Genomic DNA, 22,200 nt, shown 5'->3' on the forward strand with positions numbered 1-22,200 from the left:
CTGACGCTTCAGCGGTCAATCCTTAACGCGACCTGTGGGGGGCGGTGCCCCTGTTTTCCGGCGCGCGTGTCTTGCCTGACGCGATTCACCGCGAAGGTTGAGGAAATTGGCCACCAGGATGATCGCGGCCCCGATCATGACATTGGGGTCGAGCGGCTCGCCGTAAAGCAGCATTCCGACCACGGCGATGACCGGCAGGCGCAGGAAGTCGAGCGGCATAACGATGCTGGCAGGCGCCACCGAGAGCGCGTTGGTCAGGCAGAAATGCGCCGTCAGCCCGGCCAGGCCGATCACGCCAAGCGGCACCCAGGCGGCGGGAGAGGGCCAGGCGATCTCGCCGTCGAGGCCTGCGCAGATCAGCCCCATCGCGGCCTGCATCGCGGTCAGCCAGAACAGGATCGAGATGATCGACTGGGTGCGCGTCAGCCGCCGGGTGAACAGCGCCGATCCGGCAAAGCCGATGGCGGCGCCCGCGGCGGCGATGGCGCCGGGCTCGAGCGCGGTCGGGTCCGGACGGGCCACGATCAGGATGCCGAGAAAGCCCACGAAGGCGGCCAGTGCCCGCATCCGGGTCAGCCTCTCGCCCAGGATCGCCGGGGCCAGCACCGCGACCCAGATCGGCGAGGTGAATTCCAGCGCGAAGACCTGCGCCATTGGGATCAGGCCCAGCGCCAGGAACCAGAGGTTCTGGCCGGTGAAATGGCAGAGGTTGCGGATGAAATGCAGTCCGAGCTGGCGATGCGAGATCTCGCCAAGCCGCCCGAAGGCGCCGCCGATCGTCAGGACCAGTCCGAGGCCGATCAGCGAGCGGTAGAGCATCAGCTCGAAGGTATCGAGCTCGACCGAGACCATGCGCCCCGCCACCGCCATCGAGGAAAAGGCGGTTATCGCTCCGGTCATCCAAAGGGCGGCCCGAAGCAGGGGGCTCATGGCCGGGCGCTCACTCGGGCAGGCCCGCGATCTCGATCTCGCGCGGCAGACCGGCGGCCGCCAGTTCCCAGGCCGTGCCCTCCTTGCGGGCGCGATGGGCGGCGAAGGCGGCGGCGTCGGTGAATTCCTCGTCCAGCAGGAACCGTCCCGGCCGGTCGGGGTCTTCCCGCATCTCGAAGCGCAGGCAGCCGGGCTCGGCGCGGGTCAGGCGCACATGCTCGGCCGCCGCCGCCCGAAGCGCGGCAAGACGGTCGGGCGTGGCCTCGATCCAGCCGGTGACGGTCACTCCCATTCGATCGTCCCCGGCGGCTTCGAGGTGATGTCGTAGGTCACCCGGTTGATGCCCTTGACCTCGTTGATGATCCGCGTCGCGGTCTCGCCCAGGAAGTCATGGGTGAAGGGGTAATAATCCGCCGTCATGCCGTCGACCGAGGTCACGGCCCGCAGCGCGCAAGCATAGTCATAGGTGCGCCCGTCGCCCATCACGCCCACGGTGCGCACCGGCAGGATCGCGACGAAGGCCTGCCAGATCTCGTCGTAAAGCCCGTGCTTGCGGATCTGGTCGATATAGACGGCATCGGCCTTGCGCAGGATTTCCAGCTTTTCGCGGGTGATCTCGCCGGGGCAGCGGATCGCGAGCCCCGGTCCCGGGAAGGGATGGCGGCCGATGAAGCTGGCGGGCAGGCCCAGCTCATGGCCCAGCGCCCGGACCTCGTCCTTGAAGAGCTCGCGCAGCGGCTCGACCAGCTTGAGGCCCATCTTTTCGGGCAGCCCGCCGACATTGTGGTGCGACTTGATGGTGACCGAGGGCCCGCCCGAGAAGCTGACGGATTCGATCACGTCGGGGTAAAGCGTGCCCTGCGCCAGGAAGCGCGCGCCTTCGATCTGGTCGGCATATTTCTGGAACACGTCGATGAAGAGCCGGCCGATGGTCTTGCGCTTGGTCTCGGGGTCGGAGACGCCCTCGAGCTCGCCAAGGAAGAGGTCCTGTTCCTGGGCGTGGATCACATGCAGGTTCATGTGGTCGCGGAACATCGCCACCACCTCGTCGGCCTCGTTCAGCCGCAGAAGCCCGTGATCGACGAAGACGCAGGTCAGCTGATCGCCCACCGCCTCATGCAGGAGCGCCGCCGCGACCGAGCTGTCTACCCCGCCCGACAGCGCGCAGATCACCTTGGCATCGCCGACCTGTTCGCGGATCTTGCGGATCGCCTCTTCGCGATAGGCGCCCATGGTCCAGTCGCCGGTGAAGCCCGCAAGCCGCACGAAATTCTCGTAAAGCGTCTTGCCGTTCGGGGTGTGATGCACCTCGGGGTGGAACTGCACGGCGAAGAAATTGCGCGAAAGATCCGCCGTGATCGCGAAGGGCGCGTTGGGCGAGGTGCCGTAAACCGCGAAACCCGGCGCGATTTCAGCCACATGGTCGCCATGGCTCATCCAGACCTGTTCGCGGTTTTCCGAGAACCAGCCTTTCAGCAGGTCGATCCGGTCCTCCTCGGGCGTGACATAGGCGCGGCCGAATTCGGCGGTGCCATGGCCGCGCTCGACCCGGCCTCCCAGCATCTGCATCATCACCTGCTGGCCATAGCAGATCCCGAGGATCGGCACCCCGAGATCGAAGACGCTTTGCGGCGGGCGGGGCGATCCCTCGTCCAGCACCGAGGCGGGCCCGCCCGAGAAGATCACCGCCTTCGGCGCGAAGTCGCGCAGGAAGGCGTCGGTGACGTTCTGGTAGGGATGGATTTCGCAATAGACGTTCAATTCGCGCAGGCGGCGCGCGATCAGCTGCGTCACCTGGGAACCGAAGTCGATGATAAGAAGGCGGTCATGCGTGCTCATGGCGCCTCATTATGCGACCCCATGCGCCGTGGCAATCCGCCCGATGCGGGTGCGGTCAGCGGATTTGCGAGAGCAGCTCCTCGGCGGTCACGAGCGGGCGCACGCCATGGCTGTGATCTTCTTCGAAAACGTTGCCGAGGGCGGCCCATTCGTGAAGCGAGTTGATGTCGAGCCTGGCGCAGTCGGGCCGGACCGACCAGGTCACCTGCAGCGGCGAGCAGATGGCCTGATTGTAGCGCGGCCCGGTGGTCGAGCCGCCATAGATGACGGGGGTGCCCGTCCCTGCGGGCAGGGCGCGCGGCTGGTGCAGGCCATTCACCTGAGTGCCGCGATAGATGTAGTCCTTGAAATCCAGCGCGGTGTGGTCGTTGACCAGAAGAAAGGCCTGGGCCTCGACGCGCAGTTGCGGGTTCTGGCAGCTTTCCGACATGCAGGACCCGAGCCCCTTGCCCGGGGCCACCTCGCAGGAGCTGAACACCCAATGCACCTCGATTGTATCGCCGGGCTTCGCGCCGTGAAAGGCGCCGAGACCGGCGGCGGGATCCTTCAGTTCCTTCTCTGTCAGGCGCGCGGTCTCGTTGCACCTGAAGCCGCCATGCGTGCCGCTGCCGGCGCCGAGCGCGAATCCCGGCCCGGCATGTTCGGCATTGGTATGGGTGTGGATGTTGCAGAGATTCATCCGCGAGGCGGGCGGCGCCATGTTGAAGATGCGCGCATTGCGGCCGGCGGGTGCCGAGATGTCGCGCGGCGCCTGCGGGCCGAAGCCGCGACAGATGCCGTCGGCCGGAACGGAGGCGGCAGGACCGGCTCCATGCGCCTCGGCGGGGCCATGCTGGGCTGAACCATGCTGGGCGGAACCGTGCGCGGCGGGATCTGCGGCGGCCATCCGGGTGCCGTGATCCGGTTGCTGTCTCGAGCCGTCGGCCGGGGCGGGGGTGGTCAGAAGGCCGCCGATGAAGGCAAGGGCGGTCATGGCCAGGAAGGCGGTCAGGCGACGCGGCATCGGGTCCTCTCTTGTCCGGAGCCGGGTCTTGTCCGGAGCCGGGCGGGGCGGTACGAACCGCTGATGGACGGCAACTCGTTGGGAGTTATCGTCATCGATCAAGGCCATCGCGGGGCAGATTGCGGACCGCATCCGGGTGTTTTCCGAGCTGAGAAGGGCCGGAAGCGCCGAATTCGGGCAGAAGCGGGGCAGGGCGCGCCGCCGATGTCGCGGACGGCAAAGGAAAGGCCGCAAACCGCGCGGCCCGGCGCGGGCGAACGGCCTAGAACGCTGGGCAGGCAATGCCAGAACGACGGGAGACGTGCATGAGCGAGGCAGAGGCGACGACGGGGCGCCGGGGCCGCGGCGGTGGCGGTGCCGCGCGGCGTGCGGCGCGCAGCAATCCGGGCATCGAGACGGCGCGGTTCATTACCCGCAACATCCCCGATTTCGAGGTCCTGACGCCCGAGGCGCTGGAAATCATCGAGACCAATGCCGAGACGGTGCTGGCCGAGATCGGCATCAACTTCGTCGACAATCCGGCCGGGCTTGCGCGCTGGCGCGAGGCCGGGGCCGAGCTCGAGGGCGAACGCGTGCGCATCCCGCGCGGGCTTGCGCGCAAGCTTTGCGCCACCGCGCCCGCGCGCTTTACCCAGCATGCCCGGAACCCCGCGCGCAATGTCGAGATCGGAGGCCGCAATCTGGTGCTGGCGCCGGTCTACGGTCCGCCTTTCGTGCGCGACATCGAGGGCGGGCGGCGCTATGCGACGATGGAGGATTTCCGCCGCTTCGTGCAGCTGGGGCAGATGTCGAAATGGCTGCACCATTCCGGCGGCACCGTCTGCGAACCGACCGACATCCCCGTCAACAAGCGCCATCTGGACATGCTGCATGCCCATATGACGCTGTCGGACAAGCCGTTCATGGGCTCGGTCACGGATCCGTCGCGGGCCCGGGATTCGGTGGCGATGTGCGAACAGCTCTTCGGCGCCGATTTCGTGGCCGAGAACACGGTGATGACCTCGCTGGTCAACCTCAACTCGCCGCTGACCTTCGATGCAACCATGATGGGCGCGCTCGAGGTCTATGCTGCGGCCAACCAGGCCTGCATCATCTCGCCCTTCATCGTCGGCGGGGCGATGGCGCCGGTGACGGTGGCGGGCACGCTGACCCAGGTGCTGGCCGAAGTGATGGCGGGCGTGGCCTATTCGCAGCTGGTGCGGCCCGGCGCGCCGGTAATCTTCGGCGCCTTCGTGACCTCGATCGACATGAATTCGGGTGCGCCGACCTTCGGTACGCCCGAGGCGAGCCAGATCCTCTCGGGCGCGGGTCAGCTGGCGCGGCGCCTGGGGCTGCCATTCCGCTCGGGCGGCGCGCTTTGCGGATCGAAGCTGCCCGATGCGCAGGCCGCCTACGAGACCGCGAACACGCTGAACGCGGCGCTGCTGGGCGGCGTCAACTTCATGCTGCACTCGGCCGGTTGGCTGGAAGGCGGGCTGGTCGCGAGCTACGAGAAATTCGTGATGGATGCCGATCAGCTCGGGGCGCTGCACCGGATGGCGGCAGGGGTCGCGACCGACGAGGCGGCACAGGCGATGGACGCGCTGCGCGAGGTGGGCCCGGGCGGGCATTTCCTTGGCTGCGCCCATACCCAGGCGCATTTCCGCGAGGCGTTCTGGCGGACCGATCTGCTTGACTACAAGCCGTTCGAGACCTGGGACGAGGAAGGCGCGCGCGACACTGCCACGCTGGCCTCGGACCGGGTCCGCAAGCTTCTGGCCAGCTTCGAGGCGCCGGCGCTCGATCCGGCGCGGCGCGAGGCGGTCGAGGATTACATGGCCCGGCGCAAGGCGGAAATGCCGGACGCCTTCGTCTGACCCGAGGCCGCCGCACAGGGGGCGGCGCGGCCCTGGCCGGGCCCGCCCCTCAACCGGACGAGCGCGGGCTGTCGATGTCGCAGATCAGCCGGGCCTCGGCCACCAGCGCGATCAGCAATTCGACATGCCGTGCGATCGAATACCCGGCGTCGCCCGACTGCCGGATCTCTTCCATGCGCTCTTCCTGTTCGATCAGCCAGTTCAGCACGGTGCGCGCGCTGCCCGGCATCCGTCCCTGCATCAGTCGGATGAGGTCGCGGTCGCGGCGGTAATCGGCCAGACCGAACCGGGCGGCCCGCACCAGCAGGCGGGGACGACAGAGCGTGGCAAGAGTTGCGGGAAGCATGTTCATGGCAGGATCTCCGGGTAATGACACGGAGCACCCTTGCACAACCTAAGCGGGTGTTGCGCCCCCGATGAAGGCTGCGAACTCTATCCACAGAAATCTTTGTGATTTGGAAACAATAATGAATGCTCGATTAAAGGGTTAACTGTAACGTAACTAAATCAACCTTGAATTGAAAATGCGACTTGGCGGCATCCGTGCCTCGGCCGCATTTCCAGAGAGCCGAAGGAGGGTGTGCAGTGGTTACGCATCGCCAGTTGCAATCCGCGCCGGCATGGCTGCCCCAGGCAGCGCGGCTCTATCTGGCGCATACCGAAGGGGGCGTGTCGCTGCGCGCCCTTGCCCGGATCGAGGGGTGTCATCCCTCGACCGTGATGCGGCAGGTGCGTCGGGTCGAGACCCGGCGCGACGATCCCCTGATCGACGATGCGCTGAGCCGCCTTGGCGGTCAGGTCGCCCAGCCCGAATCCCACAAGGAGACTCCCTACATGTCCTCGACAATGCGTTCGTGTCGTCCGGTGGCGGACGAGGCCACGATCAGTCGCGAGGCGCTGCGCATCCTGCGGCGCCTGAACGAACCGGGTTCGTTCATGGCCGTTGCCCGCGACATGGAGAAGGCCGCGATCCTGCGTGAAAGTGCCGAAGGCCAGACGACGCGGACGGCGGTCGTGGACCGCTCTGTTGCCGAGGCCTTCGCGCTGAAGGACTGGATCGTCTGCCGCAACCGCGGCCGGGTCACGATCTATGATATCAGCACGGCGGGGCGGGCGGCGCTGAAGCGGCTGCAGGCGCGCGAGGCCGCGCGTCGCGACGGCGCCACCGAGCCGGCCTCGGCCTTTGCCGAGCAGCATCGCGACTGGGACGAGGGCAAGACGGCGCGGGCCGAACGGATCCGCTTCAACCGGGCCGAGTCGCCGCTGTCGATACTGGCGCGGCGCAAGGAAAAGGACGGCAAGCCCTTCCTGACCCATGATCTGGTCGCGGCGGGCGAGCGCTTGCGGGAGGATTTCGAGGTGGCCCAGCTTGGCCCGCGGGTGGCGCAGAACTGGGACCGGTTCCTGACCGGCGGCGATCGCGGCGCGTTTTTCGGCCATGACGGTCCGGCCGAGGGGGCGAGCGCGGCACGGGCGCGGGTGAATGCCGCCCTGCGCGAGCTGGGACCGGGGCTTGGCGATGTGGCGCTGCGCTGCTGCTGTTTCCTCGAGGGCCTGGAACAGGCCGAGAAGCGCATGGGCTGGTCGGCCCGCTCGGGCAAGATCGTGCTCAGGATCGCTTTGCAGCGGCTCAAGCGGCATTACGAGACCCTTGGCGATCATGGCGGCATGATCGGCTAGCCGGAGCCGCCCTGTCGACGGCCCCGGTCGTCGCCGCCCGGGGTCAGGGCATCAGGCGGCGGACATAGCCCGGAAGCGCGAAGGCGGCCTTGTGGACCTCGGGCGTATAATACTCGGTCGAGAGCCCGGCTGCTGCCGCCCGGGCCTCGAGCTCGGCCAGGGTGACCGCACGCCCCGGCCCGTCGGTGCCCCAGCCGAAGGCCATCGGCCCGCCGGCATAGGTCGGCACCGTTGCCAGGTAGCATCCCCAGTCGGCAAAGAGCGCCTTGAAGGCGCGCATCGAATTGGTCAGTTCCTTGCCCTGGACGAACGGCACCCCGTTCTGCGTCACCAGGATGCCGCCCTCGGTCAGCGCGCGCTTGGCATGGCCGTAGAAGCTGTCGGTGAACAGCACCTCGCCCGGGCCGACCGGATCGGTGGAATCGATGACGATCACGTCGTATTTCTGCTGGGTATTGCGCATGAAGGCGGCGCCGTCATCAATCACCAGGTTCAGCCGCGGGTCGTCGAAGGCGCCCTGGCTGATGCCGGGCAGGTAGGTCTTGCAGAATTCGACCACGCCCGCGTCGATCTCGACCATGGTGACCTCCTCGACCGAGGCATGGCGCAGCGCCTCGCGCGCCATCCCGCCATCGCCGCCGCCGACGATCAGCACCCGCCTGGCCGCGCCATGGGCGAGGATCGGCACATGGGTCAGCATCTCGTGATAGATGAAATTGTCGGCCTCGGTCACCTGCACCACGCCGTCCAGCGTCATCACCCGGCCGAAACTCGGATTGTCGAAGACCCTCAGCCGCTGGTGTTCGGTCTGGCTGTCATAGAACACCTCGGTCTCCTGCAGCGCCTGGCCATAGCCCTTGTGCAGGCGTTCGAGGGTCCAGCCCGGGATCGGGGTGTCTGTCATTGCGTTGCTCCTTGACTTCTATCGTTTGGAAGACCCGGTTTTGGGCTCAGGTCTGAAAGGCCCCGGCCGGGGCATGCGCGCCCGCCGGGGTCGGATGCAGATGGTGCTCGTGCAGCAGGGGACGGCTCAGCCTGTCGGCCGCGTCCCGGGCCAGCGCGAAATGGCGGTGGCGGTTCTGCTTGCGCGGCCGGATCGGCCCGGCCTCGGCTTGCGGTGGCAGATGCCCCGAGGCGACGGCGGGGGTGATCCCGGCCGTGCTCAACGCCCGTCCCGCCAGATGCGCCGTCAGGATAGAGGCGCGTCTCGGGGCGTCGATCCGTGCGGCGATGATGGGCGAAATGTCGGGGCCATCCTTCATGGCGCAAGCCTTCCGGGCCTTGGCTTCGGGGGCAAGCCGAAAGCCCTGTGCGTGCCCCTCGGGAAGCGCCGGACCGCCTGTTCCGGGAGAATGAATGGCTCGGGGGCCGTTCGGCAGACCGCCTCAAGGGGAAAGAGACCGACAGGCATGACGGCCGGAGTGCAGGGCCGTCGATCCGCCGCGCGCCGGGCCGGATCTGCGCGCATTGGCTCGGAAGCTGCTGCGCCTCGTGCCGACCTTGCCGGGCTGTCACCGCATCTGTTGCAGGATATGGGCCTATTAAAACAAGGCGCGCCGCGAGGCAGCGCGCCCGTTCTGTCAGCGATGAGCACGTCGTCCCCGCGGTCAGGCCGCGACGCGCGCGGCCACCACGTCCTCGCCGCGCAGCAGCTCCTTGACCCGGACGTCGCCCGCATCGAAGGCCGCGCGCAACACCTCGACCGCCCGCCAGGGCTCGGCATCGCCGCACATGAAGACGTCGAAGGCGCCATAGCCGATCTCGGGCCATGTATGCACCGAGATATGGCTTTCGGCCAGCACCGCCACGCCGCTTACGCCCTGCGGGCTGAACTTGTGCGTGTGGATATGCAGAAGCGTCGCGCCGCATTCGTCGACGCAGTCGCGGAACGCCTTCTGGATCCGGTCCTCGTCATCGAGACCGTCGCCATCGACCACCTCGATGATCAGATGGGTGCCGGCAAAGATCCGGCCTTCACGGCGAATGAAATGGTCGTCACGCGCAACGTCGAAGACGTCGCGAGTGGCGTCGACGGCCGGGTGGCCGTGGTGATCTTCCGCATGGGCGCCTGTCTCCAGACCGATCCCCAGTCGGAAGAGGTTGGCGTCAGACATGGCGCGCCCCTTCTTACCAGTAGATTGAATCCAGCCGGTCCCTTAGCGCCCCCCCGGGAAGATCCGAAGTTGGGATCGGGTCCGATCGTTTGCGTCACCTATGGAAGGTTGGGGATTCGATCAATAGCAAATTCTGGAAAAAGCCCAGAAAGCGCCGCGAGTCGTGCAGAAATCTGTCTTGCGGCGGCCGCGTCGGGGGCGTGACGGGGCAATGACGTGACGGCGTCTCGCAGAAGCGGAGGCCATGGGAAATTCTTGTCGGGTCAAGTTTGAACGATTAAAACCAACGCATGGGGGCCGTTCCGGGTGGGGCCGCGGCGGTCAGCCATTTGTATAAGTTCTTTTGGAGACGACTTGATATGAAAACGGAATTCCTGCTCGGGGCCGCGTTGGCGGTCTCTCTTGGAGCGGCTGCGCCCGCGGCGACATTGTCGGCATCGGAGATCCTCTCGCAATTCTCGATCGTGACCGCCGGCGATCTCGACACCAACCAGGACAATTACGGCCGCGCCTATGTCGGCGGCAATCTGGAAACCTCGGGCAAGGCCGATTTCGCCAATCGCGACATGCCGGTCTCGGCCTATCCCGACGTGATCGTCGAGGGCAATGCGCGCGGGCCGGGCAGCATTCGGGTCGGCTCCGGCGGAACCACCCTGGCGGTCCGGGGCGACGTCTCTGTCGATACCGTGCAGTTCGGGGTCGAGCGGACCGGCGAGGTGCTGGTCGGCGGGACGCTGTCGGAGAGCACGAGACAGAATATCAACAACAAGGAAACGCCCACCTTCGACGGTGTCCGGGTCGAAAGCGGACTTGCGGGCGATCCCGGTTTCGAGGCGCTGTTCCCGACCGACATGGTCGAAACCCTGAACAGGGCGTCGGAGGATCTGTCGGCGCTTGCAGCGACCGGAGCCGCCACGGTCAGCGGCGGCAACACGCTGAACATCGACGCCACCAGCGGCGGGCTCAACGTCTACAATTTCGATATCTCCGATTTCGGCGGCGCCATCGGTCAGATCGATTTCAGCCTGGGCGCGACCGACACCCTGATCCTGAATGTGTCGGGGTCTTCGATCCTGTTCGAGGACAATCTGCTGGGCCTGCAGGCCGCCGACGGCCAGCGCATCATCTGGAATTTCTACGAGGCGACCGCGGTCGATATCGATCGGATGGTCTATGGAACGGTGCTGGCCGGCAATGCCGCGCTGACCAATTCGACGGCCATCGAGGGCAATGTCTTCGCGGCCTCGGCCGTTCTGCGCGGTCAGGTTCATCTTCAGCCCTTCGCGGGCGAGCTGCCTCCGACCGATCCGGCCCCGGTTCCGCTTCCGGCCACGCTGCCGATGCTTGCCGCGGGCCTCGGCCTGGTCGGGCTGATGCGCCGCCGCCCGAGCTGAGCCCACAGCGGCTTCAAATGGCGGGCGCCGGCCGGAAAGGGCCGGCGTCCTGCATTTCGGGGCGACCTGATGTGCCTGGAAATGGGGTATTCTGATACCTAATTCATAAGCGCATGAATTATAATGATTAATCAGGCGTCAGCGCTCTTGACCTGCGCGGGGAAATGCTTAGAAAGCGTCCATCCGAGTTCCGGGGCGGTCCACCGTTCCCGGGCCGATCTTTCAGCCGATACAGGGCAGAGCCAATGAAAACCTTTACCGCTACCCCGGCGGATATCGAGAAGAAATGGATCGTGATCGACGCCGAGGGCGTCGTTCTCGGCCGTCTTGCCTCGATCATCGCCATGCGTCTGCGCGGCAAGCACAAGCCGTCCTTCACGCCCCACATGGACATGGGCGACAACGTGATCGTCATCAATGCCGACAAGGTGCAGATGACGGGCAAGAAGCGCAGCGACAAGAAATACTACTGGCATACCGGCCATCCGGGCGGGATCAAGCACCGCACCGCCGCGCAGATCCTCGAAGGCGCCCATCCCGAGCGCGTCGTGACTGCCGCCGTCAAGCGCATGCTGCCGGGCAACCGCCTGAGCCGCCAGCAGATGACCAATCTGCGCGTCTATGCCGGGGCCGAGCATCCCCACGAGGCCCAGAATCCCGAAGTGCTGGACGTCAAGTCCATGAACTCGAAGAACACCCGGAGCGCGTGATGGCCGAAGAAATCAAATCTCTCGACGAGCTGCAGTCGGTCGTGTCCGGCACGCCTGCCGCTTCGGCGGACGAGGATACGCCCCGTGAACCGGTTCGCGATTCGCTCGGCCGTTCCTATGCCACCGGCAAGCGGAAGGACGCGGTCGCCCGTGTCTGGATCAAGCCGGGTTCCGGCAAGGTCACCGTCAACGGCAAGGACATCAACGCCTATTTCGCGCGTCCCGTGCTGCAGATGATCCTGCGCCAGCCCTTCACCGTGGCCGGTGTCGAGGACCAGTTCGACGTGATGGCGACGGTTGCGGGCGGCGGCCTGTCGGGGCAGGCCGGTGCGGTCAAGCACGGCATCTCGAAGGCGCTGCAGCTCTACGATCCGAGCCTGCGCGGCGCGCTCAAGGCGGCCGGCTTCCTGACCCGCGACAGCCGGGTCGTGGAACGGAAGAAATACGGCCGCCGCAAGGCCCGCCGGAGCTTCCAGTTCTCGAAACGCTGATCCGCGTTTTCCGGATTTCGAAGGGCCGTGCCGAAAGGTGCGGCCCTTTTCCTTTGCGGGCCGGACCGTCAACGCTTCCTTGCATGACGGCCGGGCATCGCCCGCGGGACCCGGTCGGAGATCAGCGCGCGTTTGGATCCGCGGATCAGGTCGTCTTCGCGCCTCGGCGCGGGGGCGAGGTGCCGGAAAGGGACGGGCGCTACCGTCCGGATCGGCCTGCGCGATCATGTCGGCCTTGCCAAGCGTGCTGTCGCCAGCAACCGGGAAGGGGCCTTCGCTCGGAACGCCTGATCGCCTGATCGCCTGATCGCCTGCGACAGCAGAGCAGGACGCGAGACTTTGCAAGGATGAAGGCAATCGCCTGAAAGGTCACGGCGCCTCGCATGGACGGCGAAGGCTGCTGCCCTGCTATTCGGCCGCGCTGCGGAAGACCGGCTCCATCTCGTCGAGCGTCTCGGGCGGAAGGTGGCAGAGGATGGAATGGCCGGGCCCAAGCTCGACCATCGGCGGCAATTCGCGGGAGCATAGGTCGCCCGGAACCCTCTGCGCCCAGCGGCAGCGGGTCTGGAACGGGCAGCCGGGCGGCGGGTTCATGGCCGAGGGCACCTCGCCCTCAAGCACGATCCGGGTCTTCTCGATGCGCGTATCGGGGACCGGCACCGCCGAGAGCAACGCCTCGGTATAGGGGTGGTAGGGCGGCGCGAAGACCTCCGCCGTGGGGCCGATCTCGACCACATGGCCGAGATACATCACCATCACCCGGTCGGCGAGATAGCGCACGATCGAGAGGTCATGCGAGATGAAGATCAGTGTGGTCCGGTGCGCGCGCTGGATCTCCATCAGCAGATCGGTCACCGCCGCCTGGACGCTGACATCGAGCGCCGAGACCGGCTCGTCGGCCACCACGATGCGGGCATTGCCGGCAAAGGCGCGGGCGATGCCCACGCGCTGCTTCTGCCCGCCCGACAACTGGCGCGGCATGCGATCGGCGAAATCGCGCGGCAACCCGACTAGATCGAGCAGCTCGAACATCCGTTCGCGTCGCGCGCGGCCGCTCTTGCCGATGCCGAAGACCTCGAGCGCACGCAGGATCTGGCGGCCGACCCGCTGCGCAGGGTTGAGCGTGTCGAACGGGTTCTGAAACACCATCTGCAGATCTGCGACGGTCCGGCGTTTGCGCTTCTGCACCGGGGTGTTCTGCAACTCGTGACCGTCCAGCAGCATCTGCCCGGCGGTCGCGGTCTCGAGCCCGAGCAGCACCCTGGCAAGGGTGGACTTGCCGCAGCCGGATTCGCCGACGATGGCCAGCGTCTCGGCGGTGCGGGCCTCGAAGTTGACGGTCTCATTGGCGCGGAGAAGCGCGCGACGGCGGGGCCCGAACAGGCCTCCGGAGGAGACCTCATAGTGTTTCCGCAGATCGGTGACGGTCAGCACCGGCGGCCCGACCCCGCCTTGGGGCGCGTTTGCCGGTCGGGAGGCGCGGCTTTGCCAGTCGATCTCCTCTAAACGGAGGCAACGCGCCTCATGGCCGCTTTGACGGGTCGTGGGGTCGGGCACCGGCCGCATGGCGATTTCGGTGGCGTCGCAGAGCCCGGCGACGGCATGGGCGCAGCGGGGCGCGAAGTTGCAGCCACGGGGGCGGTCCTGCGGCATCAGGAAACTGCCCGGGATGGTCTCGAGCCGCCCCGTGGTCTTGTCGCTGCCGGGTCGCGGGATCGAGCGGAAGAGCGCCTGTGTATAGGGGTGACGCATCCGCTCGAAGACCTGGCGCACCGGGCCCCGCTCGACCGCTTCGCCCGAATACATCACGCAGATCCGGTCGCAGACCTCGCCTATCAGGCCGAGATTATGCGAGATGAAGAGAAGGGCGGTGCCGTATTTCCGGCCGAGGCCGCGTATCAGGTCGATGATGGCCGCCTCGACGGTCACGTCGAGCGCGGTGGTCGGCTCGTCGAGGATCAGCAGGTCCGGTCGCGACATCAGCGCCATCGCGATCACGATCCGTTGCTGCTGTCCGCCGGAAAGCTGGTGCGGATAGGCGTTCAGGATGCGGCCGGGATCGGGCAGGCCGACATCGGCGACCATCGCCTCGGCCAATGCCCTTGCCTCGGCGCGCGAGGCGCGGCGGTGCAGCATCGGCACCTCCATCAGCTGGCGGCCGATCCGCATCGCCGGGTTGAGGCTTGCCGTCGGCTCCTGGTAGACCATCGCGATCTCGTTGCCGCGGATGCGGCGGAGCTCGGCGGCCGGAAGCTGGCCGAGGTCGCGTCCGCGAAAGCGGATCGTGCCGCCGGTGATGCGGCCGCTCGGGCCGAGATCGCGCAGGATGCCGAGCGCGACGGTGGATTTGCCGCAGCCTGATTCGCCCACGAGTCCGACCGCCTCACCGGCGGAGATCGAGAGCGAGAATGCCTCGACCGCGGGAATGTCGCCCTTGCGCGAGGAAAACCCGATGGAAAGCCGGTCGATGACAAGGAGCGGCTCGGTCATCCGGCGATCCGCTCGGTAAGGGGCACGAATTTTCGACGAAAATTCGTCATCGCGTCAATCCTTCAGGCTTTCCTCGCGGAGCCCGTCCGCAAGCAGGTTCAGGCCCAGAACGAGGCTCATGATCGCAATCGCGGGCACCAGCGGCGGAAACGGCACGAATTGCAGAAGCCCCCTGCCGGCATTGATCGACGTGCCCCAGTCGGGGCTTTCGGGCGGCAGGCCGAGACCGAAGAAGCCGAGCGTGCCCAGAAGGATGGTGGTGTAGCCGATCCTGAGGCAGAAATCGACGAGCAGCGGCCCGCGCGCATTGGGCAGGATCTCCCACAGCATGATGTACCACGCTCCCTCGCCGCGGGTCTGCGCCGCGGCCACGTAATCGCGGCTGCGGAGATCGAGCGTCAGTCCGCGCACGATCCGGAACACCGAAGGCGCGTTGACGAAGACCACCGAGACGAAGACGATCAGCGCGCCCGGGGGCAAGGCCACGAGCCCCAGCGGATCGGCATCCCAGGCGAGCCCGGCATAAAGCCAGCCGCCCAGGACCAGCGTTGTCGCGATCAGTCCGGCGCAGAGCGGCGGGCGGGTCCGGAAGCGCGACTTCCACAGGATCGTCAGGAAGATCAGCGGGAAGAGGAACAGCACTCCCGCCATGTAGCGCGGCACGCCCATCGCCACGATCTCGGGCGTCACCAGCAGGAAGAAAAGCAGGATCACCGGAAAGGCCAGCACCAGATTGGCGAGGAAGGTGAGCCCCGTATCCAGGCGGCCGCCGAGATAGCCGGCCGGCAGCCCGAGCGTGATCCCCACCATGAAGGCGAAGACGGTCGCGGCGGGCGCAATCGCCAGCACCACCCGCGCGCCGCTTACCGCGCGCGAGAAGACATCGCGTCCGAGCGCGTCGCCGCCGAGAAGGTAGTAGCCATAGGCTGTGCCGTCATGGCCGGGCAGGGGGGTGCCGGGCGGCTTGTTCTTCATGCCCGCAATCACGTCGGTGACCGGGTCGAACGGCGCGATCTGCCCGGCGAAAAGCGCGGCGAAGATCCAGAACAGCACCAGCCCGAGCCCGACAGCGCCGGCCGGGTTGCCCGGCAGGTGGCCGAGCAGGCCCAGCCGTCTGCGGAACAGCGCGATCAGCGCGAGGCTCGCCCCAAGCGACAGCCAGACCGGCCAGAGCCGGGTCGCGATCCGCCCCAGAATGCCCTTCGCCTCGGGCGGCGCCAGCATCCCGCCGATCACGAAGGCCAGGATCACCGCCGCCACGGCCCCGAGCGACAGGCGGAAAAGCCCACCCGTCACCCGCGCCGCCTTGCCGGGGCGGAACCGCGCAGCCTCGGACCCCGGGGCGATCCGGCCCCCGGCCAGCAGCGCGACCGGATGGGCGAGCGCGGCAAGCGTCAGGACGACCAGCGCGGTCTCCAGCGCCGGGACCAGCCAGGGGCCCAGCGCGCCGGTCCAGCTCAGCCGCTCCATCCCGGCCCCCTCATGCCACGCGGATCCGCGGGTTCAGAGCCGCATAGCCGATATCGGACAGAAGCTGCGTCGCCAGCACCACGATCACCGCCACCACCGAGACCGCCAGCAAGAGGTCGATGTCGTTGTTCTGCGCGCCCTGGACCAGCGCATCGCCGAAGCCCGGATAGACGAACAGCGCCTCGACGATCACCACCCCGGTCAGGAGCCAGGGGAATTGCAGCATGATCACCGTGAAGGGCGCGATCAGCGCGTTCCGCAGCGCATGGCGCAGCACCACGGCGCGAAAGCTCAGCCCCTTCAGCCGGGCGGTGCGGATATATTGCGCCGTCATCACCTCGGCCATCGAGGCCCGCGTCATGCGGGCGATATAGCCCATGCCGTAAAGCGCCACCGTCACGACCGGCAGGGTGAAGTTATGGAATGTCACGCCGTCGACCGCCGATTTCGCCGAGCCCGTGAACCATTTCAGCCCGACCATGGACGAGGCGAAGAGCGCGACGAAGATCACGCCCGAGACATATTCCGGCGTCGAGGTCGTGGCGATCGAGAATGTCGACAGCCCACGGTCGAGCGCCGAGCCCTCGCGCATCCCGGCCAGCACCCCGATCGCCAGCGCAAGCGGGACCATTACCGCGAAGGCCCAGCCCATCAGGACCCCGGTCCGCTTCAGCCGTTCGGCGATCACCCCGGCCACCGGCTGGCGAAACTTGGTAGAATAGCCCCAGTCGCCCTGCAGCACGCCGCAGAAGCGGGGCGCGGGCGCAGGGTCGGGACGGCCGCGCAGGCAGCGCCCGCCCAGGAGCTTTCCCGCCGCATCGGTCGCGCCTGCCGCAGGCAGCACGCCCAGCCATTCGCCATAGCGCCTCAGCATCGGTTCGGCATAGCCGTTCTTCTCGAGCCAGCGCGCGACCTCGGCATCGGTGATCCGCGCGCCGGCCTGGGTCTTGGCAAGCTTCTCGAGATTGGGCGCGAGATTGGTCAGCATAAAGACGACGAAGCTCATGCAGAGCGCGCTCAGCACCATGGCTCCCAGACGCCCGAGAATGAACCCGATCATGCCGCTCCCTCGCACAGGCGCGCCGGATCAGGCCCAGCCCAGATGGTGGACGTTGATCTCGTATTTCGGATGCATCCCGGCATTCAGCACGCCCTCGCGGGCATGGCGGTAGAGCGAGCGGAAATAGGGGATGATCGCGACGCCCTCATCGACCATCATCTGTTCGAGCCGCGCCATCACCTCGCGCCGGGCGGTATCGTCGGCAATGGCGGTCGCCTGGTCCAGCAGCGCGTCGAAGTCGGCATTGCGAAAGCCGGTTTCGTTCCAGGCCGCGGTCGAGCGATAGGCGAGGTTCAGCATCTGGATGCCGGTCTCGCGGTGGCTCCAGTTGGTCGAGGAGAACGGATATCTGGTCCAGTCGTTCCAGAAGGTCGAGCCCGGCAGCACCGTCCGCCGCACTTTGAAGCCCGCATCGCGGAGCTGTGCCGCGACCGCATCGGTGGTGTTCTTGCGGTAATCGTCGTCGATCGAGATCAGCTCGTGCTCATACTCCATCATCCCGGCCTCCCGCATCAGCCGGAGCGCCTCGGGGATGTCCTGCCGGTGCGGCGCGATCTCGGCATAGTCCGGATGCACCCCCGGCGCGACATGGAAGTTGTTGCGCGATTCCCGGCCGCGCCCCGAGATGCCCAGCTCCAGCGGCACCGCATTGTCGACCGCCAGCGCCAGCGCCCGGCGCACGCGCGGATCGGCATAGGGCCGGATGCCCTCGATCTCGGCCTCCTGATTGGCCCGGATCACCACGGTCGAGGAGGTGCCGACCGTGCTTTCCACCCAGCCCAGCGCGGTGAAGATGTCGATGAAATCCGACACCGTCTCATAGGTCATGTCGAACTCGCCCGCATCGGCGCCCGCAAGCCAGGCGGCCGGGTCGGTGCCATAGTCGAGAAACTCGATCCGGTCGAGCCAGGCGCCGTCGCCCCAGTAGCTGTGCTCGGGATTGCGGACCAGGACGATGCGTTCCCCGACGCTGAACTCCTCGAACATGTAGGCGCCGGTGCCGATGCCGTGATCGGCGACCGAGGTGCCGATCCTGTCGCGATGCATCACCGCGGCCGGATAGTCGGTCATGCCGAACATCAGCGTGCCGTCGGGGCGCAGAAGGTGCAGCCGGACGGTCAGATCGTCGACGATCTCGATGGCGCCCTCGGCGGCCTGGCCGTTCTCGACCATGGCCGCCATCCGCGACGGCATGGAATTGCCTTCGACCGAGCTGTCGCACCAGCCCGCGAGGTTCGCCGCCACATCCTCGGCGGTGAAGGCCTCGCCGGTGTTCCAGGTCACGCCGGGGCGGAGCTTCAGCGTGTATTCGGTGGCGTCGCCATTGGCCTGCCAGCTTTCCAAGAGCATCGGGCGCAGGGTGCCGTCGCGTTTCAGCTCGGCCAGGTATTCGACGATGCCGCGGCTCTCGTTGGCCTTTTCCGACCAGTCATAGGTCCGCGGATCGGAAAGCTCGCGGCAATCCATCTGGATCCGCAGCGTGCCGCCCCGACGGGGCGCGGGCTGGGCGCGGGCGGGGGCAGGCCGGCCGATCAGCCCGTAGGCCGCGCCCGCGCTCAGGCCCAGCGCCGTCGCCCGGCCCAGAAACTCGCGCCGGTCCATCAGGCCCGCCCGATATTCGCGCGCATAGAGTTCTGCGGCCGGATGGGGCCGGTCGGGGCGGTCGGACGGCGTGGTCATGGCTCGGATCTCCCTGTCGAACGCGCCGCACCTGGCGCGAGCGGCCGGGGCGGCTTTGCCTGGCCGCGCGCGCGGGCGCACGGGGCTCTGGGGCGCCGCGATCGTCCGGACCTTCCCTGCGTCCGTCGCCTCTCACGGCATATGGTTCAGCAAAGACGACATCCCCCGGCGATGCAACCCTCGGCTTCGGTTCCGGGGAACGCCCCGCGCAAGCCCTGCGCAGATCAGCCGTTGTCGCGGGCCCGATACCCGCATCGCGTCAGTGACCCTTGCGGAACCGGCTGGGCGAGGCGCCCGCCCGGGCCTGGAAGGCGCGGGTGAAATAGGCGGGCGAGGCATAGCCAAGCGCCGAGGCGATTTCCTTGATCGGCGCCCTCGTATCGGCCAGAAGCCGCCTTGCCTCGCTGATCTTGCGCTCGGCCAGAAGCTCGGAGGCGCTGCGCCCGCAGGTGCGGTTGCAGACCCGCGTCAGATGGGTGGGCGTCACGCCCAGCGCGGCCGCATAGTCCGAGACGGACCTGGCCGAGCGGAAGTCCTTCTCGACCAGCGCGGCGAAGCCCGAGGCCAGCCTGCGCGCGGGATCGGGGCGGCCGGTCCCGGCCTCGTCCAGGGCGATCTGACGGTCGAGCCAGACCGAGACCAGCCCCGCGAGATGCCGGATCGCACGCCGGGCTTCGGGCCGCTTGCCTTCAAGTTCGCGCTGCAGGCTCTCGACCAGAAACGTCAGTTCGGCCTGCACCGCGCCGTCGCGGATGCGCAGGTGATGCGGCCCCTCGGGCAGCTCGATATCGGGCAGGCCCGCGAAGACGATGCCGGTGCCGTAGACCTGGCTTGTCATCTCGAAGCCATGCATGGTGTGTGCCGGGATGAAGACGGCGTTATGGGCGCCATAGCCCCGGGTGACGCCGCCGACGGTGATCCGGCCCTGGCCCTTGGTGATCCAGAGAAGCTGTGGCGCCGAATAGCTCCGCATCGCCTCTACCCGCCACCGGCTGCCATTGGTCAGGCGCGAGAACGGAACCAGGCGAAGTTCGGAAAACAGCGACATCAAGAAAAATCCCGGGCGCAAGGGGGGCGCAAAGCTTAGCAGCGCGCCGATCTTGGTCCGATTCGGAGGACCGGTAAAGCATGCCCGGGCGGGGGAGGGCGGTTCAGCCCGCAGGCCGGCGCGGCCAGTTTCCCAGCCGCGAGCGGAACCAGCTGCGCTGTCGCTTGGCATATTGGCGCGAGGCGGTCTTGGCGGCGGCGATGGCTTCGGCAAGCGGCATCTCGCCCCGCAGATACGCCACCAGATCGGGCGCGCCGATGGCCTTGGCCGAGAGCAGCGCCGGATCCCAGCGGGGCAGGTTGGCCCGGACCTCCTCCAGCGCACCCTCCGCCATCATCCGCTCGAAGCGCGCATCGATCCGGGCATTCAGCCAGTCGCGCCCGGCTTCGATCACCATGGGCTGCGCGGCGCCGGGCGGCAGCAGCGGGGGCGGGGTCTCGTCCTGCCAGGCGGCAAGCCCGCGGCCGGTGGCCTGCTGCACCTCCCAGGCGCGCTGCACCCGGACCGGGTTCCGCCGGTCGATCCGCGCAAGGGTGTCGGCATCGAGCGCATCAAGCAGCGCCTCATGCCCCTCGGAGGCCAGGCGCCGGTCGGCCTCGGCTCGGATCTCGGGCGGGGTCGGCGGGATCTCGGCCAGCCCCTCGGTCAGTGCGGTGAAGTATAGCCCGGTGCCGCCGACCACGATCGGGCGTTCGGGGCCTTCCAGCAGGGGCGCCAGATCGCGCAGCCAATGGCCGACCGAATAATCCGCCGTGAACGGGACATGGCCGTAAAGCGCATGCGGCACCCGCGCCGTCTCGTCCGGGCCGGGGCGCGCGGTCAGCACCTGCCAGCCCTCGAAGACCTGCAGCGCATCGGCATTGACGATCACGCCGCCCTGCGCCTCGGCGATGGCCAGCGCCAGCGCCGACTTGCCGCTGGCGGTCGGCCCCGCGATCAGAACCGGCCGGTCAGGGTCGAGATCGGGCAGACCTGTCGCCCCGGTTCCGACCTGTTGGGCGTTGAACCCGTCCCGCTTTTCCGACATGGTGCCGCCCGACTGACATTCCTGAAAACAGAGGCAGACCATATGAGCGACGGCAGCGCCGATCAACCGAAGCCGGCCTATAACCGCGTGCTTCTGAAAATCTCGGGCGAAGCTCTGATGGGCGATCAGGGCTACGGCCTTCACCCGCCGACGGTCGAGCGCATCGCCCGCGAGGTCAAGGCGGTGCGCGACCTGGGCGTCGAGATCTGCATGGTGATCGGCGGTGGCAACATCTTCCGCGGGCTGCAGGGCTCGGCCCAGGGGATGGAGCGGACCACCGCCGATTACATGGGGATGCTGGCGACCGTGATGAATGCGCTGGCGATGCAGTCGGCGCTGGAAGAGATGGGCGTTTTCTGCCGGGTGGTCTCGGCGATCCGGATGGACGAGGTGGCCGAGCCCTATATCCGCCGCCGCGCGGTGCGGCACCTCGAGAAGAAGCGCGTCATCATCTTCGCCGCGGGCACCGGCAACCCCTATTTCACCACCGATACCGCGGCGACGCTGCGCGCCAACGAGATGGCCTGCGAGGCGATCTTCAAGGGCACCAAGGTCGACGGGGTCTATGACAAGGACCCGGTCAAGCATGACGATGCCGTGCGCTATGACGAGATCAGCTATGACGATTGCCTGGTGAAGAATCTCAAGGTGATGGACGCCTCGGCGATCGCGCTGGCGCGCGACAACGACCTGCCGATCATCGTCTTCAGCCTGGACGAGCCGGGCGGCTTCCGCGGCATCCTTGCCGGGCAAGGCACCTATACAATCGTGCACGGATAACGGTATAGCAACCGAAACACACGACTTCACGAGGCAACGGGAAGAGAAGAGACCATGGCGGAAGACGAGCTGGATATCGACCTTGACGACCTGACCCGCCGGATGGACGGCGCCATGGCGTCGCTCAAGCACGAGTTTTCCTCGCTCCGGACGGGGCGCGCCTCGGCCAGCATGCTCGACCCGGTCACGGTCGAGGCCTATGGCACGCCGACCCCGATCAACCAGGTGGGCACGGTCAACGTGCCCGAGCCGCGGATGGTCACCATCAATGTCTGGGACAAGTCGATGGTGAACAAGGTCGAGAAGGCGATCATGGAATCGGGGCTGGGGATCAATCCGCAGACCAACGGCACCATCATCATGCTGCCGATCCCCGAACTGAACGAAGAGCGCCGCAAGGAACTGACCAAGGTCGCGGCCCAATATGCCGAACAGGCCCGCGTGGCCGTGCGCAACGTGCGCCGCGACGGCATGGAGCAGCTCAAGAAGGCCAAGGCAGCCGGCATGGGCGAGGATGACAACAAGATCTGGCATGATGAGATCCAGACCCTGACCGACAAGTACATCGCCCAGGTCGACAAGGCGCTCGAGACCAAGCAGCAGGAAATCATGCAGGTCTGACCTCGGT

21 protein-coding genes are annotated in these 22,200 nt (G+C 67.3%); 7 read left to right on the forward strand and 14 right to left on the reverse strand.

The window, feature by feature from the left end:
* Positions 1-15: 15 nt before the first annotated feature.
* The 4 genes from A6W98_RS12560 to A6W98_RS12575 are packed head-to-tail and all read right to left on the reverse strand — an operon-like array spanning position 16 to position 3,880.
* Complete coding sequence (locus A6W98_RS12560) at positions 16-930, reverse strand: DMT family transporter (protein WP_042461958.1); 915 nt, start codon at positions 928-930, stop codon at positions 16-18.
* Positions 931-940: 10 nt separating this feature from the next.
* On the reverse strand, positions 941-1,222 hold the full coding sequence (locus tag A6W98_RS12565; protein ID WP_042461959.1) for a putative quinol monooxygenase: 282 nt from the start codon (positions 1,220-1,222) through the stop codon (positions 941-943).
* Entirely contained in the window at positions 1,213-2,769 is a 1,557-nt protein-coding gene (guaA, locus tag A6W98_RS12570; protein ID WP_042461961.1) for a glutamine-hydrolyzing GMP synthase, read from the reverse strand. The genes A6W98_RS12565 and guaA overlap by 10 nt, the downstream gene beginning before the upstream one ends.
* Before the next feature lie 55 nt (positions 2,770-2,824).
* Positions 2,825-3,880: a delta-class carbonic anhydrase gene (locus A6W98_RS12575; protein ID WP_231098275.1), complete on the reverse strand. Its 1,056-nt coding sequence runs from the start codon at positions 3,878-3,880 to the stop codon at positions 2,825-2,827.
* Between the two features lie 197 nt (positions 3,881-4,077).
* Between A6W98_RS12575 and A6W98_RS12580 the strand changes: the two genes are divergently transcribed.
* The gene (locus A6W98_RS12580; RefSeq protein ID WP_042461965.1) at positions 4,078-5,628 is read left to right on the forward strand and encodes a trimethylamine methyltransferase family protein; all 1,551 of its coding nucleotides are present in this window, start codon (positions 4,078-4,080) and stop codon (positions 5,626-5,628) included.
* Positions 5,629-5,677: 49 nt separating this feature from the next.
* On the opposite strand, the gene A6W98_RS12585 is transcribed toward A6W98_RS12580, so the two are convergent.
* Entirely contained in the window at positions 5,678-5,980 is a 303-nt protein-coding gene (locus A6W98_RS12585; RefSeq protein ID WP_042461967.1) for a DUF6477 family protein, read from the reverse strand.
* A 233-nt stretch (positions 5,981-6,213) separates the two neighbouring features.
* Here A6W98_RS12585 and A6W98_RS12590 point away from each other — a divergent pair, with 233 nt between their 5' ends.
* Positions 6,214-7,308 carry a DUF6456 domain-containing protein gene (locus A6W98_RS12590; protein WP_042461969.1) on the forward strand — a complete coding sequence of 365 codons (1,095 nt, stop codon included), beginning with the start codon at positions 6,214-6,216 and terminating at the stop codon, positions 7,306-7,308.
* Between the two features lie 43 nt (positions 7,309-7,351).
* Here the strand turns inward: A6W98_RS12590 and speE are convergent, their stop codons facing one another.
* The 3 genes from speE to speD all read right to left on the reverse strand — a co-directional run bounded on the left by speE (position 7,352) and on the right by speD (position 9,422).
* Positions 7,352-8,212: a polyamine aminopropyltransferase gene (speE, locus tag A6W98_RS12595; protein WP_042461971.1), complete on the reverse strand. Its 861-nt coding sequence runs from the start codon at positions 8,210-8,212 to the stop codon at positions 7,352-7,354.
* A gap of 46 nt (positions 8,213-8,258) precedes the next feature.
* Positions 8,259-8,570, reverse strand: coding sequence for a hypothetical protein (locus A6W98_RS12600; RefSeq protein WP_052678036.1), 312 nt, complete (start codon positions 8,568-8,570; stop codon positions 8,259-8,261).
* Between the two features lie 345 nt (positions 8,571-8,915).
* Positions 8,916-9,422, reverse strand: a complete 507-nt coding sequence (gene speD, locus A6W98_RS12605; RefSeq protein WP_042461973.1) for an adenosylmethionine decarboxylase — start codon at positions 9,420-9,422, stop codon at positions 8,916-8,918.
* Positions 9,423-9,781: 359 nt separating this feature from the next.
* Here speD and A6W98_RS12610 point away from each other — a divergent pair, with 359 nt between their 5' ends.
* The 3 genes from A6W98_RS12610 to rpsI all read left to right on the forward strand — a co-directional run bounded on the left by A6W98_RS12610 (position 9,782) and on the right by rpsI (position 12,017).
* Positions 9,782-10,816, forward strand: coding sequence for a collagen-binding domain-containing protein (locus A6W98_RS12610; RefSeq protein ID WP_042461975.1), 1,035 nt, complete (start codon positions 9,782-9,784; stop codon positions 10,814-10,816).
* A gap of 245 nt (positions 10,817-11,061) precedes the next feature.
* Entirely contained in the window at positions 11,062-11,526 is a 465-nt protein-coding gene (gene rplM / locus A6W98_RS12615; RefSeq protein WP_042461976.1) for a 50S ribosomal protein L13, read from the forward strand.
* A complete protein-coding gene (rpsI, locus tag A6W98_RS12620; protein ID WP_042461978.1) occupies positions 11,526-12,017 on the forward strand; it encodes a 30S ribosomal protein S9 in 492 nt (163 codons plus the stop codon). Before rplM ends, rpsI begins: the two co-directional genes overlap by 1 nt.
* A gap of 408 nt (positions 12,018-12,425) precedes the next feature.
* Here rpsI and A6W98_RS12625 read toward each other — a convergent pair whose 3' ends face one another.
* The 6 genes from A6W98_RS12625 to miaA form a co-directional block, all read right to left on the reverse strand.
* Entirely contained in the window at positions 12,426-14,507 is a 2,082-nt protein-coding gene (locus A6W98_RS12625; RefSeq protein ID WP_042461981.1) for an ABC transporter ATP-binding protein, read from the reverse strand.
* A gap of 54 nt (positions 14,508-14,561) precedes the next feature.
* Complete coding sequence (locus tag A6W98_RS12630) at positions 14,562-15,977, reverse strand: ABC transporter permease (RefSeq protein ID WP_042461983.1); 1,416 nt, start codon at positions 15,975-15,977, stop codon at positions 14,562-14,564.
* Positions 15,978-15,987: 10 nt separating this feature from the next.
* Positions 15,988-17,037 (reverse strand): ABC transporter permease, encoded by a 1,050-nt coding sequence (locus A6W98_RS12635; protein ID WP_042461985.1) that lies wholly within the window; start codon positions 17,035-17,037, stop codon positions 15,988-15,990.
* Positions 17,038-17,064: 27 nt separating this feature from the next.
* Positions 17,065-18,717, reverse strand: coding sequence for an ABC transporter substrate-binding protein (locus tag A6W98_RS12640; protein WP_042461987.1), 1,653 nt, complete (start codon positions 18,715-18,717; stop codon positions 17,065-17,067).
* A 259-nt stretch (positions 18,718-18,976) separates the two neighbouring features.
* Positions 18,977-19,765, reverse strand: coding sequence for an AraC family transcriptional regulator (locus A6W98_RS12645; RefSeq protein WP_042461989.1), 789 nt, complete (start codon positions 19,763-19,765; stop codon positions 18,977-18,979).
* A 103-nt stretch (positions 19,766-19,868) separates the two neighbouring features.
* On the reverse strand, positions 19,869-20,792 hold the full coding sequence (gene miaA / locus A6W98_RS12650) for a tRNA (adenosine(37)-N6)-dimethylallyltransferase MiaA (RefSeq protein WP_042461991.1): 924 nt from the start codon (positions 20,790-20,792) through the stop codon (positions 19,869-19,871).
* Between the two features lie 42 nt (positions 20,793-20,834).
* Between miaA and pyrH the strand changes: the two genes are divergently transcribed.
* On the forward strand, positions 20,835-21,572 hold the full coding sequence (gene pyrH / locus A6W98_RS12655) for a UMP kinase (protein ID WP_042461993.1): 738 nt from the start codon (positions 20,835-20,837) through the stop codon (positions 21,570-21,572).
* Positions 21,573-21,626: 54 nt separating this feature from the next.
* Positions 21,627-22,193 (forward strand): ribosome recycling factor, encoded by a 567-nt coding sequence (gene frr / locus A6W98_RS12660; protein ID WP_042461995.1) that lies wholly within the window; start codon positions 21,627-21,629, stop codon positions 22,191-22,193.
* Positions 22,194-22,200: the final 7 nt, after the last annotated feature.

This window comes from Rhodovulum sulfidophilum DSM 1374 (assembly GCF_001633165.1).
Taxonomy (GTDB): Bacteria; Pseudomonadota; Alphaproteobacteria; order Rhodobacterales; family Rhodobacteraceae; genus Rhodovulum; species Rhodovulum sulfidophilum.